The 13,060-nt window shown below is 59.8% G+C and carries 12 protein-coding genes; 2 read left to right on the top strand and 10 right to left on the bottom strand.

What is annotated here, in order from left to right:
- Window positions 1-134 precede the first annotated feature (134 nt).
- The 6 genes from AC6I8P_RS04310 to AC6I8P_RS04285 all read right to left on the bottom strand — a co-directional run bounded on the left by AC6I8P_RS04310 (window position 135) and on the right by AC6I8P_RS04285 (window position 7,129).
- Window positions 135-1,274: a glycerate kinase gene (locus AC6I8P_RS04310; protein ID WP_058757043.1), complete on the bottom strand. Its 1,140-nt coding sequence runs from the start codon at window positions 1,272-1,274 to the stop codon at window positions 135-137.
- An 85-nt stretch (window positions 1,275-1,359) separates the two neighbouring features.
- Window positions 1,360-2,244 carry a 2-hydroxy-3-oxopropionate reductase gene (gene garR, locus AC6I8P_RS04305; protein ID WP_498031012.1) on the bottom strand — a complete coding sequence of 295 codons (885 nt, stop codon included), beginning with the start codon at window positions 2,242-2,244 and terminating at the stop codon, window positions 1,360-1,362.
- Between the two features lie 19 nt (window positions 2,245-2,263).
- Entirely contained in the window at window positions 2,264-3,031 is a 768-nt protein-coding gene (gene garL / locus AC6I8P_RS04300) for a 2-dehydro-3-deoxyglucarate aldolase (protein ID WP_498031011.1), read from the bottom strand.
- Window positions 3,032-3,083: 52 nt separating this feature from the next.
- The gene (gene gudD / locus AC6I8P_RS04295; RefSeq protein ID WP_040679678.1) at window positions 3,084-4,415 is read right to left on the bottom strand and encodes a glucarate dehydratase; all 1,332 of its coding nucleotides are present in this window, start codon (window positions 4,413-4,415) and stop codon (window positions 3,084-3,086) included.
- Window positions 4,416-4,425: 10 nt separating this feature from the next.
- Window positions 4,426-5,772 (bottom strand): enolase C-terminal domain-like protein, encoded by a 1,347-nt coding sequence (locus AC6I8P_RS04290; protein WP_498031010.1) that lies wholly within the window; start codon window positions 5,770-5,772, stop codon window positions 4,426-4,428.
- Between the two features lie 13 nt (window positions 5,773-5,785).
- Window positions 5,786-7,129, bottom strand: coding sequence for an MFS transporter (locus tag AC6I8P_RS04285; protein ID WP_481657405.1), 1,344 nt, complete (start codon window positions 7,127-7,129; stop codon window positions 5,786-5,788).
- 507 nt (window positions 7,130-7,636) lie between these two features.
- Here AC6I8P_RS04285 and garD point away from each other — a divergent pair.
- Window positions 7,637-9,196 (top strand): galactarate dehydratase, encoded by a 1,560-nt coding sequence (gene garD, locus AC6I8P_RS04280; protein ID WP_021507374.1) that lies wholly within the window; start codon window positions 7,637-7,639, stop codon window positions 9,194-9,196.
- Between the two features lie 73 nt (window positions 9,197-9,269).
- Here garD and AC6I8P_RS04275 read toward each other — a convergent pair whose 3' ends face one another.
- The 4 genes from AC6I8P_RS04275 to syd form a co-directional block, all read right to left on the bottom strand.
- Window positions 9,270-9,716 carry a flavodoxin gene (locus tag AC6I8P_RS04275; protein ID WP_021507375.1) on the bottom strand — a complete coding sequence of 149 codons (447 nt, stop codon included), beginning with the start codon at window positions 9,714-9,716 and terminating at the stop codon, window positions 9,270-9,272.
- 12 nt (window positions 9,717-9,728) lie between these two features.
- Window positions 9,729-10,508, bottom strand: coding sequence for a tRNA pseudouridine(65) synthase TruC (gene truC / locus AC6I8P_RS04270; protein ID WP_088516885.1), 780 nt, complete (start codon window positions 10,506-10,508; stop codon window positions 9,729-9,731).
- Entirely contained in the window at window positions 10,508-10,834 is a 327-nt protein-coding gene (locus AC6I8P_RS04265) for a YqcC family protein (protein ID WP_238561585.1), read from the bottom strand. Before AC6I8P_RS04265 ends, truC begins: the two co-directional genes overlap by 1 nt.
- 588 nt (window positions 10,835-11,422) lie before the next feature.
- A complete protein-coding gene (syd, locus tag AC6I8P_RS04260) occupies window positions 11,423-11,971 on the bottom strand; it encodes a SecY-interacting protein (protein WP_481657403.1) in 549 nt (182 codons plus the stop codon).
- Window positions 11,972-12,033: 62 nt separating this feature from the next.
- Between syd and queF the strand changes: the two genes are divergently transcribed.
- Window positions 12,034-12,879 carry an NADPH-dependent 7-cyano-7-deazaguanine reductase QueF gene (queF, locus tag AC6I8P_RS04255; protein ID WP_498031009.1) on the top strand — a complete coding sequence of 282 codons (846 nt, stop codon included), beginning with the start codon at window positions 12,034-12,036 and terminating at the stop codon, window positions 12,877-12,879.
- Window positions 12,880-13,060 lie beyond the last annotated feature (181 nt).

Raw genomic sequence — 13,060 nt, 5'->3', positions numbered from 1 at the left:
CTCTCCCGGCGGGAGAGGGAACCGTCCGGTGCGATCCAGAGGAACAGCGCGAAATCCAAATCCGTGCACCATCAGCCCCCTCTCCCGCCTGCGGGAGAGGGCTGGGGTGAGGGGAAAACCGCACCGCCTCCCCCCTATAACCCCTGCCCCACCTTGATCGTGGCAGCGACGTTCCTTGCCGTCAGGCGGACATTCTGCGCGGCATTGGCCAGCGCCTCTTCCAGCGAACAGATACCCGACAGCACGCTGTACACTGCGTCGATCCCGTGCTGATGCACCACACCGACATCCGCCGTCAGACTGCCGGCAATGCCGATCACCGGCTTGTTAAACTGCTTCGCCACCTGTGCCACGCCAACCGGCACTTTGCCGTTGACTGACTGACTGTCGATGCGCCCTTCGCCGGTGATCACCAGATCGGCATCCTGCACCTGCTGCGCCAGGCCCAGCGCTTCGGTGACGATCTCAATACCGCGCCGCAGTTCCGCGTGGCAGAACGCATGCAGCGCCGCGCCCATGCCACCGGCTGCACCGCCGCCGGCGATGTGCAGCACATCAATATCCAGATCGCGCTGAATAATCGCGGCGTAATGGCCGAGCGCCGCATCCAGCTGCTGCACCAGCTGCGGCGTGGCACCTTTCTGCGGACCAAAAATCGCCGACGCCCCCTCTTCGCCAATCAGCGGATTGGTCACGTCGCACGCCACTTCAATGCGGCACTGCAGCAGGCGCGGATCCAGATCGGCGATCTCAATCTTCGCCAGCTGCGGCAGTGCCCCGCCGCCGTAGCCAATCCCGCTGCCGTCGCTGTCCAGCAGCCGGGCACCGAGCGCCTGTACCATGCCGGCGCCGCCGTCGTTGGTGGCGCTGCCGCCGATGCCGATGATGATGTGATCGACGCCGCGATCCAGCGCGTTTTTGATCAGTTCACCGGTACCGTAGGAGGTGGTGATCAGCGGATCGCGCTGTGCCGCAGGCACCAGCTCCAGCCCGCTGGCCGCCGCCATCTCAATAAAGGCGGTACGCGCATCACCGGATAATCCGTAAAACGCGTCGACCGGCTCGCCGAGCGGCCCGGTCACCGTCAGTCTGACGATGTTGCCCTGGGTTGCCGCCACCATTGCTTCAACCGTGCCTTCTCCGCCGTCGGCGACCGGTATTTTGACATAGTCAGCGGCGGGGAAAATTTCGCGAAATCCCGCTTCTATCGCGGTAGCCACTTCCAGGGCGGACAAACTCTCTTTGTATGAATCCGGTGCGATGACAATTTTCATAGGCAATCCGAGCGCGGTAGGTGACGGAAATCCGTCTGGCTAAGGCAGTACAGCGTCCGGCATCCGCAGACACCGGACGCGGGCACTACCGGGTGATCTCAACTTTGGCTAATTTTTCATAATAGCAAGCCAGCGCGCTATGATCGGACGTACCCTGCCCGTCGACTTTTAGCGCCTGCATCATCTCCATCACCGCTGCGGTCAGCGGCAGATGTGCGCCAATGTCGTGTGAGGTATCAAGCGCATTGGCTAAATCCTTGATATGCAAATCGATACGGAAGCCAGGCTTAAAGTTGCGATCCAGCACCATGGGCGCTTTGGCATCCAGCACGGTGCTGCCCGCCAGACCGCCGCGAATCGCCTGGTAAACCAGTTCCGGATTGACGCCGGCTTTGGTGGCCAGCGACAGCGCTTCTGACATCGCGGCAATGTTGAGCGCCACAATCACCTGGTTGGCCAGTTTAGTGACGTTGCCCGCGCCGATATCGCCGGTGTGCACCACCGAACCGGCCATCGCCTTAAGAACATCGTAGCACTGATCAAACAGCGCTTTATCACCGCCGACCATTACCGACAGCGTGCCTTCAATCGCTTTTGGCTCACCGCCGCTCACCGGCGCATCCAGCATTCTGATGCCTTTTTCTGCCAGCGCATCATGCACTTCGCGGCTGGCCAGCGGCGCGATAGAGCTCATGTCGATCACTACCACCCCCGGCTTCGCCCCTTCGATGATGCCGTTCTCGCCCAGACATACCTCTTTCACCTGCGGTGAGTTCGGCACCATGGTAATCACCACGTCAACCTGCGCGGCCAGCTCTTTCGGCGTTTTCGCCACGGTGGCACCCAGCTCCACCAGTTCGGCTTCGTTGCTGGCGTTGTGGTCGCGCACCACCAGGGTGTAACCGGCTTTCACCAGGTTTTTACTCATCGGTTTGCCCATGATGCCGAGGCCGATAAATCCAATTTTCATTGCCTTTCCCCTTCGTCAGTTACTGCTTAAATTTGTCGCACAGCGCCTGCGTGGCGTGGCGGAAAACACCCAGGTCGCTGCCGACGGCAACAAAGCTGGCACCCCATTCGAGATAACGGCGTGCGTCAGCCTCTACCGGCGCCAGAATCCCGCTCGGCTTACCGGCAGCTTTGGCGCGCTCAAGGATGTAACGGATCACTTTCAGCACTTCCGGATGCGCCGGCTGGCCGAGATAGCCCAGCGCCGCTGACAGATCGCCCGGGCCGACAAAGATGCCGTCTACGCCATCCACCGCCGCAATGGCGTCAATGTTGTCCACCGCCTGCTGGGTTTCGATTTGCACCAGCACGGTGATGTTGTCATTGATGGTGGCGTTGTAGTCCGCCAGCGTGCCGTACATGTTGCTGCGATGCGAAACCGACACGCCGCGTATACCGGCTGGCGGATAGCGGGTCGATGCCACCGCGCGCGCCGCCTCTTCTGCGGTTTCCACAAAAGGAATCAGGAAGTTATAGAAGCCAATATCCAGCAGACGCTTGATGATGATCGGCTCATTGCACGGCGGTCGCACCACCGGCGCGCTCGGGCTGCCTTTCAGCGCCATCAGCTGCGGAATAAAGGTGGTGATGTCGTTCGGCGCGTGTTCGCCGTCCAGCACCAGCCAGTCAAAGCCCGCCAGCCCCAGCACTTCCGTGGTGAGAGGATTGGCAAGGGCGCACCAGCTGCCAATCAGGGTTTCCCCTGCCAGCAAACGACGACGAAAAGGGTTGGGCCAGACATTGCTCATGATCTCTACTCCTGTTATTTAGCACCGCCGCCCGCGGGCGCGCGGAATAAAATCAGCGCACCAGGCACGGACGCTTGTTATCAAATGTCCAGTTCGGCACGAGGAACTGCATCGCCTGCGCATCGTCGCGCGCGCCCAGTCCATGCTGCTGATACAGCGCATGGGCCTGCATCACCTGATCCATGTCCAGTTCGACGCCAAGGCCCGGCTTCTGCGGCACCTGCACCATGCCACCCTTGATCTGCAACGGCTCTTTGGTCAGGCGCTGGTTGCCCTCCTGCCAGATCCAGTGGGTGTCGATGGCGGTAATGGCGCCCGGTGCGGCGGCGGCCACATGGGTGAACATCGCCAGCGAAACATCGAAATGGTTGTTGGAGTGCGAACCCCAGGTCAGGCCGAAGTCATGACACATCTGCGCCACGCGCACCGAGCCCTGCATGGTCCAGAAGTGCGGATCGGCCAGCGGAATATCGACCGACTGCAGCGACAGCGTGTGGCCCATCTGGCGCCAGTCGGTGGCGATCATATTGGTGGCGGTAGGCAGACCGGTGGCGCGCCGGAACTCGGCCATCACTTCACGTCCGGAGTAACCCTGTTCAGCGCCGCACGGATCTTCTGCATAAGCCAGCACGCCTTTCAGCTGTTTGCCGAGCAGGATGGCCTCATTCAGCGACCAGGCCCCGTTGGGATCGAGCGTCACGCGCGCCTGCGGGAAACGCTTCGCCAGTGCGGTCACCGCTTCGGCCTCTTCACCGCCGCGCAGTACGCCACCTTTCAGTTTGAAATCGTTAAAGCCATATTTTTCATAGGCGGCTTCTGCCAGGCGCACCACCGCGTCCGGCGTCAGCGCTTCCTCATGCCGCAGACGATACCAGTCGCACGGATCATCGGTCTGGCTCTGATACGGCAGTGACGTTTTGCGGCGATCGCCGACGTAAAACAGGTAGCCGAGCATCTCGACGCGGTCACGCTGCTGTCCTTCGCCCAGCAGCGACGCCACGTTGACGCCCAGATGCTGGCCGAGCAGATCCAGCAGCGCCGCTTCGATGCCGGTCACCACGTGAATGGTGGTGCGCAGGTCAAAGGTCTGATTGCCGCGCCCGCTGGCATCGCGATCGGCAAAGGTAGTGCGCACCAGGGTGAGGATATTTTTGTACTCGCCGACGGTTTTTCCGGTTACCAGCGCCGCCGCGTCTTCCAGCGTCTGACGAATTTTCTCGCCGCCGGGGATCTCGCCCACGCCCGTGTGGCCGGCGTTATCTTTCACAATCACGATATTGCGGGTAAAAAACGGCGCGTGGGCACCGCTCAGATTCAGCAGCATGCTGTCGTAACCGGCCACCGGAATGACCTGCATTGCTGTAATTTTCGGGGTGTGACTCATTTCCTGCTCCTTATGCATGGCGGCGTCCAAAAGCCGGACGCTTGCGGTCGAACGACCATCCGGGAACCAGATATTGCATTGCCGTGGCGTCATTACGGGCGCCTGCCGGCAGCGACTGATACAGGGCGTTAGCCTCGCGCAGGCGATCCCAGTCCAGTTCAACGCCGAGGCCGGGTTTGTCCGGCACGGCAATTTTGCCGTTGCGGATCTGCAGCGGCTCTTTGGTCAGGCGCTGGTCGCCCTCCTGCCAAATCCAGTGGGTATCGATGGCGGTCGGTTTACCCGGTGCCGCCGCGCCGACGTGGGTAAACATCGCCAGCGAAATGTCGAAGTGATTATTGGAGTGGCAGCCCCAGGTCAGCCCCCACTCATCACACAGCTGCGCCACGCGTACCGCGCCGCTCAGCGTCCAGAAGTGCGGGTCGGCCAGCGGAATATCGACCGCGTTGAGCATCACCGCGTGGTTCATCTCCCGCCAGTTGGTGGCGATCATATTGGTGGCGACCGGCAGACCGGTGGCGCGGCGGAACTCCGCCATCACTTCGCGCCCGGAATATCCCTGCTCGGCACCGCACGGATCTTCGGCATAGGTCAGCACCTTATCCATGCCTTTGCACAGCGCGATGGCTTCATCCAGATGCCAGGCGCCGTTGGGATCGACGGTGATGCGCGCGTCGGGGAAACGCTGCTTCAGCGCTACCGCCGAGGCAATCTCCTGCTCGCCCGGCAGCACGCCGCCTTTCAGTTTGAAATCTTTGAAGCCGTACCTGTCCTGCGCCGCTTCGGCTAAGCGCACCACCGCGTCCGGCGTCAGCGCCTCCTGATGGCGCAGGTGATACCAGTCGTGACCGGCCGCGTCGCCGCTCTGATACGGCAAATCAGTCTTACGCCGATCGCCAATGTAAAACAGGTAGCCCAGCACCGTGACCTCATCGCGCTGCTGACCCGGCCCCAGCAACTCGGCCACTGGCACGCCGAGGCACTGGCCGAGCAGGTCGAGCAGCGCCGCTTCCAGCGCCGCCACCGCATTGACCCGCAGCTCAAACGTCCAGGCGCCGTTGCCGAAGGTATCGAAATCCGCCGACTGGTTACCTTTGTGCACCTGCTGCACCAGCCGGTTCATGCGCGCCACCTGCTGCCCTTTCACCTGCGGTATTGCCGCGACCAGCGTCTGATAAATGGTTTCACCGCCCGGCGCTTCGCCGACGCCGGTGTGGCCGGCGCTGTCGGTCAGCACCACGATATTGCGGGTGAAGCAGGCGCTGTGCGCGCCGCCGATGTTGAGCAGCATGCTGTCGTAACCCGCCACCGGAACCACCTGCATGTCGGTAATCACCGGGGAACTTTGCGTATTCATATTCGGTTCCTTATTACCGGGGTTTGAGTTCGACACGTTTGATATCGCCGGTTATCACCAGGAAGCTGAACGCCGCCACAAACGCATGGATGCCGACGTAAATCAGCGCCCCTTCAAACGAACCGCTGGTGGCGATGATGTAACCAATGGCAATCGGCGTGACGATGCCAGAGAAGTTACCGAACATATTGAACAGACCGCCGCTCAGGCCGCTGATCTCTTTGGGTGCAGTATCGGCCATCACCGCCCAGCCCAGCGCACCAATGCCTTTACCAAAGAACGCCAGCGCCATAAACAGCACCACTACCCATTCGGTTTCGGTGTAGTTACACATCACCATGCTGATGGAGAGCAGCATACCGATGACAATCGGGGTTTTACGCGCGATGTTCAGCGAGCCGGTTTTACGCATCAGATAATCTGAAATCACGCCGCCCAGCACGCCGCCGAGGAAGCCGCAGATGGCGGGAATCGAGGCGATCATGCCGGCTTTAAGAATCGACATGCCGCGCGCCTGCACCAGATACACCGGGAACCAGGTAATAAAGAAGTAGGTCAGGGCGTTAACGCAGTACTGACCGAGATAGATCCCCCACATCATGCGGGTGGAGAGCAGTTGCTTGATTTGAAACCACTTCTCATCCCAGCTCACTTTACGCTCGGCTTTCTTCGCATCCATGTTGATCAACGCACCGCCCTGCTCCATGTACTCCAGCTCGGCTTTGTTCACGCCAGGGTGATCGTTCGGGTCATGAATCACTTTCAGCCAGATAAAGCTGAGAATGATGCCCAGCCCGCCCATGAACCAGAACACGTGCGCCCAGCCCACCTCGGCCACCAGCCAGCCCATGATCGGTGCGAAAATCACCGTGGCGAAGTATTGGGCGGAGTTAAAGATGGCGACGGCGGTACCGCGCTCCTGCGCCGGGAACCAGGCAGCAACAATACGGCTGTTACCCGGGAAAGACGGCGCTTCCGCCAGTCCCACCATGAAGCGCAGCAGGAACAGCGACACCACAATGCCGAAGCCGCTAAAGATGTCGACAAAGCCCTGTAGCAGGGTAAACAGCGACCACAGGAAGATGCTCCAGAAATAGACGCGTTTGGAGCCGAAGCGGTCCAGCAGCCAGCCGCCAGGAATCTGACCAATAACGTACGCCCACGAGAAGGCGGAGAAGATGTAGCCGAGGCCGACGGAATCGAGACCGATCTCCTTCGACATCGCCGAACCGGCAATCGAAATGGTGGCCCGGTCACCGTAGTTGAACGAGGTGACGATAAATAACATCACCACAATCCAGTAACGGGCGTTGGTGCGCTTCTGCACCGCTGCCGCTGTCTGGCTGTAACTATTCATGATGCACTCCTGAAATATAGCGAACGCTACATTCACTCTGACTGCATACACATCGCGTTGGGTATCAGAATGATGTTGGGTTAAACACGGCGATTGTTGTTATGGCAAAACGATGATGCGTCGTGACGAATAACCAAACGTTGAAGAACGGCAATCAGTATATGAACAGCATCGCCGCGAAACACTGGAGGAACGCCCGAGGATAATCCCCAATCCGGCACAATTTTGTGGCATTTGCCCATAACGCTGCGGCGTGGCTCACGGAACCCGCCATCCAGCCGCCAGATTGCTGCAAAAGTGAACAGCAAGCGTACGCTTTGTGAGGCTCTTCACTTGCGTTTGGTAAAACGAACCAAACTGCGCGCCGATCGCGGCACAAAGCCAGTCAGTTGCACAATGCGTGGGCCAATACCCCTGCTTATACTGAGGCTGGCAAATAACGATGATGTGACGGACGTGATTTCAACCGCACCGCTATGACCGGTGCGACGAACCGGAAGGTGAGCAATGAACCGACCTCTGACAGACAAACCGCGCTACATTAAAGTGCACGACGCCGATAACGTGGCGATAGTGGTCAACGATCAGGGATTGCCCGCAGGCAGCCGCTTTGATGACGGTCTGCAACTGACTGAGCATGTGCCGCAGGGGCACAAAGTGGCGCTGAGCGATATCGCCCTGCATGGCGACATCGTGCGTTACGGTGAAGTGATTGGCACAGCGCTGCGCCCGATTGCGCGCGGCAGCTGGATTGAGGAGTCACTGGTGGCGCTGCCCGCCGCCCCGCCGCTGGCCAGCCTGCCGCTGGCAACCAACGTGCCGCCGCCCCTGCCGCCGCTGGAAGGATACACCTTTGAAGGCTATCGCAACGCCGACGGCAGCGTCGGCACGCGCAATCTGCTCGGCATCACCACCAGCGTGCACTGCGTGGCGGGCGTGGTGGATTACGTGGTGCAGCTGATTGAGCGCGATCTGCTGCCGCGCTACAGCAACGTCGACGGCGTGGTGGCGCTCAACCATTTATATGGCTGCGGCGTGGCGATCAACGCACCGGCGGCGGTGGTGCCCATTCGCACCATTCACAACCTTGCACTGAATCCTAATTTTGGCGGCGAAGTGATGGTGGTGAGCCTCGGCTGCGAGAAATTACAGCCGGAGCGCCTGCTCACCGGTACACCGGACGTGCAGGCCATTTCGCTGGATGAGCGCGATATCGTGCGCCTGCAGGATGAGCGTCACGTGGGCTTTGGCGCGATGGTCGATGAAATTCTGCAGGTGGCCGAGCGCCATCTGAAAAAACTCAACCAGCGTCAGCGCGAAACCTGCCCGGCGTCAGCGCTGGTGGTCGGCACCCAGTGCGGCGGCAGCGATGCGTTTTCCGGCGTGACGGCCAATCCGGCGGTTGGCTTTGCCTCGGATCTGCTGGTGCGCTGTGGTGCGACGGTGATGTTCTCAGAAGTGACCGAGGTACGCGATGCGATCCATCTGCTGACGCCGCGTGTGGTAAACGAAGCGGTGGGCAAACGGCTGCTGGAGGAGATGGCGTGGTACGACGATTATCTGAGCCAGGGGCAAACCGACCGCAGCGCGAATCCGTCGCCGGGCAATAAAAAAGGCGGCCTGGCCAATGTGGTAGAAAAAGCGCTGGGCTCAATTGCCAAATCCGGCCGCAGCCCGATTGTCGAAGTGCTGTCACCCGGACAGCGCCCGACGCAGCGCGGGTTGATTTACGCCGCCACGCCGGCCAGCGATTTTGTCTGTGGCACCCAGCAGATGGCTTCCGGCATTACGCTGCAGGTGTTCACCACCGGGCGCGGTACGCCCTACGGCCTGGCGGCAATTCCGGTGATCAAAATGGCGACGCGCAGCGCGCTGGCGAACCGCTGGCATGACCTGATGGACATCAATGCCGGCACCATCGCGACGGGCGAAGAGAGTATTGAACAGGTCGGCTGGCGGCTGTTTGAGCTGATTCTGGATATCGCCAGCGGACGTAAACAGACGTGGTCAGATCGCTGGGGAATCCGTAATCAGCTGGCGGTATTCAATCCGGCACCGGTGACGTGATGTGCAAAATTAACTTTCGGCGCGATCGGTTCCCTCTCCCGCCTGCGGGAGAGGGTTAGGATGAGGGCCTGATTTACAACAACTTACCCCAGCTCTCCACCCACGGCGTGGTCACTGACTCGGGCTCCGGATTTTCCGTCGCATCCACCAGCAGCACCTCGCCAATACGCTGCGCCTGCTGCTCCTGCAGCGTGGCATCAAAAGTCTTACCGGCCCCACAGAAATGGTCGTAACTGCTGTCGCCTAAAGCGATCACGCCATAGCGCAGCTCAGGCTGATAGCCCAGCTCATCACGCACCTGCACATACAGCCGCGCGATATTGTCCGGAAAATCGCCCTGCCCGGTGGTCGAGGTAACAATTAACGCGACCTCTTTGCTGTAAGCCTGCCAGTCGGCCAGTGACGGATCTTCAAACACCTTCACCTCATGCCCCTGCGCTTCCAGCACCGGCTGCGCCTCTTCGGCAACCAGCAGCGCGTTGCCGTACACCGTACCTGTAAAAATGCCAATCTTTGCCATTTTGCCGCTCCTTTATTCTGTCGGCTTATCCTGGACTGCCTCAGCGGCAAACTCAACCCTCGGCACATCGGGCAGTTGCTGCTGCCAGCCAAACGATTGCAGCATCTGCTGCCAGACGCGATCCAGCCCGGCGCGAATCACCAGCGGTTCGCCAGTCACCGGATGCGTTAGCGTCAGCGCACTGGCGTGCAGCATCAGGCGATCCATGCCAAAGTGGGCTGCGGCACCGCGGTTCTGCCGCAGATCGCCGTGCGAGCTGTCACCAATAATCGGATGACGCAGGTGTGCCATATGGCGCCGCAGCTGATGCTTGCGCCCGGTGTGCGGCGACAGCTCAACCAGCGTATAACGTGCGCTGAGGTACTTGCCGATGGCCACCGGCAGTTCTGCCTGCGCCAGCGCGCGATAATCGGTGACCGCCGGCTGTGGCGCGCGCGGTTCCGTGACAAACTTGTCCGCAATTTTATCCAGCTCTTCCACCAGCGGATAATCCAGCGTTGCGCTACCGTCCAGCCAGCCGCGCACCACTGCGTGATAGGTTTTCTGAATCTGATGCTGCTCAAACTGCTGCGCCAGCAGCCGCCCGATTTCGCTGGAGAGCCCCATTAGCAGCACGCCAGACGTGGGACGATCGAGGCGATGCGCGGTAAATACGTGCTGACCAATCTGATCGCGCACCGTCTGCATCACCACCACTTTCTCTTTGCGATCGAGCCAGCTGCGGTGCACCAGCCAGCCCGCCGGTTTATTTACCGCAACCAGCCATGCATCCTGATAAATGATCTCCAGCATCAGGCGTCCGGCGGCGCAAACAGCGCATCAAGCTGGCTGAGCGTCAGCAGCAGCGCTGCATGGCCCGGCGTGGTGGGCGGCAGGGCCATCTCATAATAAGGCGTAACGGCGAAGTTTTGCGGCAGCGCGGCGCCGGCGTTAAGCAGCGCCTGCATGCGCGGCACCAGGACCCACTGCAGCCATTCGAGCGGCTGCAGGGTATCGAGACAGAAAGGTTGCGTGCTATTAAAGGCTTCAGCCGCCGGGGCGTGCGTCTGCCAGTGGCCGTGTTCGCGCATTACCGCTTCGACCTGCTGCAGCCGCTGAATAATCAGGTGCGTCGACATACGCTACCTCCGCGTCAAAAAGGGGCGGCAAGCATATCATTAGTGGGTGCGCGCGCAAAAACGGCATAAAAAAAGGGAGCACTGTGATTACAGTGCTCCCGGTTCGTTTGCAGCATTCCCGCCACCGCTGTGCTCCCTGCTCATCCATGACAACTGTTCCTGCGCTTTCCGTCGCCTGTCATCGTGACATTGGTCCTTAGCATCCTGGCCCGCCACATCCCGCGTGGCTCTCATTCTCCATCCTGGAGGTGTCCTTTACTCACTCCGGAGTGTCCTGCTTCATCCTGAAGCCTTCCCTGTGACGTAAACTCCGTTACGTTCCTGCCGCCTGGCTGACATTCTCCTGAACGTCTCTCAATCCGTGGCTTCCTGCCAGTGGTGACTATTCTGGCAGAAACCATCGCAATAACAAGTCAGTAAGCGCCGTTAAACGATTAAACCATGTCTTAATTTTCAGATTGATGCCATAACTGCATGATTCACAATATTTTTACATTGCGGACTTCCGGAAGTCTGCGCAATGTTCTGGCGATCTCGCACAACAGTTGTGAGAGATCTCTTACAAGAGCTGCGAGAAAAGTCTGCAACTCACGAACTAACCGGTTGTAAAGCATTAAGAAATGTCTGAATATCCACCGCCAGTTTCTGCCGCTTCTTCGTACCCGGCTGCTCCAGGATCACTTCGCCGGTCAGATTACACACCGCGATAACATCCTGCTCCGAATCTGTCGTGGCGATAAACAGCGTCGGGCTCTGTTTCAGACGGCGCTTCATCACCAGATGACCAATCAGGTTCTCCTGCAGGCGGGTAAAATCGTCCTCGCTCCACACCTGCAGCAGCGTCAGCGGCTGCTGTGCAAACTGCGCGTGCATGTCGCCGGCAAATTGCGTGGTATAGAACATGGTGAGGTCCGGCTGCAGCTGAATATCCAGTGCGCGCTCAACGGCTGCCAGCGAGGCTGGCAGGGTAAAGTCCTGCGGCTGCCACAGGACGCGCTGATCCAGTTCACTGATGATGCAGGGCGACGGCACGCCGTACAGCTCTTCGCTGGCGGGAAAATGGCCGTGCTGCTGCTGCCAGTGCGCTACATAACGGGCGGTAAAATCGCGCAGGGCCTCTGCGGTTTGCTGCATCATTCATCTTCTCGCTGGTGATCGGTTACACTGACTCCCTTTGATGGATTTTAGTGGTAACCGTTATGTCTTCTGAAAACCGGGATACGGCGCTGAGCGGCCTGACTTTGGGTAAGCCCACCGCGTATGTTGATCGCTACGATAACACGCTGCTGCAGGCGGTGCCGCGCAGCCTGAATCGCGAGCCGCTCGGGCTTTATCCCGATAACCTGCCGTTCCACGGCGCAGATATCTGGACGCTGTATGAACTCTCCTGGCTAAACAGCAAAGGCGTGCCGCAGGTCGCGGTCGGCGAAGTAGTGCTAAGCGCCGACAGCGTGAATCTGATCGAGTCCAAAAGCTTCAAACTCTATCTTAACAGCTTTAACCAGACGATTTTCGCCGACTGGGGCGCCGTGCGGCAAACGCTGGAGCGCGATCTCAGCGCCTGCGCTAACGGCCAGGTCAGCGTGGCGCTGTTTCGCCTGAGCGAAGTGGAAGGTCAGCCGATCGGGCACTTCGCTGGCGATGTCATCGACGAGCAGGATATCACCATCAGCGATTACGGTTTTAACGCCGATTACCTCGCCAGCGCAACGGGCAGCGAAGTGGTTGAAGAGACGCTGGTCAGCCATCTGCTGAAATCGAACTGTCTGATCACCAATCAGCCGGACTGGGGTTCAGTGATGATCCGCTATCAGGGCCCGCGTATCGATCGCGAAGCGCTGCTGCGCTATCTGATTTCGTTCCGCCAGCACAATGAGTTTCACGAGCAGTGCGTCGAGCGTATCTTCAACGACATTCAGCGTTTTTGTCAGCCGACGGCGTTGACCGTTTACGCGCGCTACACGCGGCGCGGCGGGCTGGATATCAATCCGTGGCGCAGCAATGTCCCCTTCACGCCGGGCTACTCCCGCCTGGTGCGCCAGTAACAGATTGCGAGATGTCTCGCAGGCCGCCGCACGGATGCGCGGTTCCACTTGAGCATTCGCGGCCGACAACGGTACTCTGGTACAGGCGCGAGGGCGACAGCGTGCTTACCGAAGGATTTTCGTCACTGCGCTCAACGGGTTAAGCGCAGCGTCATCAGTCACGCATTTGCGTGTAAAGGAG

The organism is gamma proteobacterium symbiont of Lampromicra miyakona (genome assembly GCF_059730895.1).
This window is presented reverse-complemented; position numbering and strand designations above follow the sequence as displayed.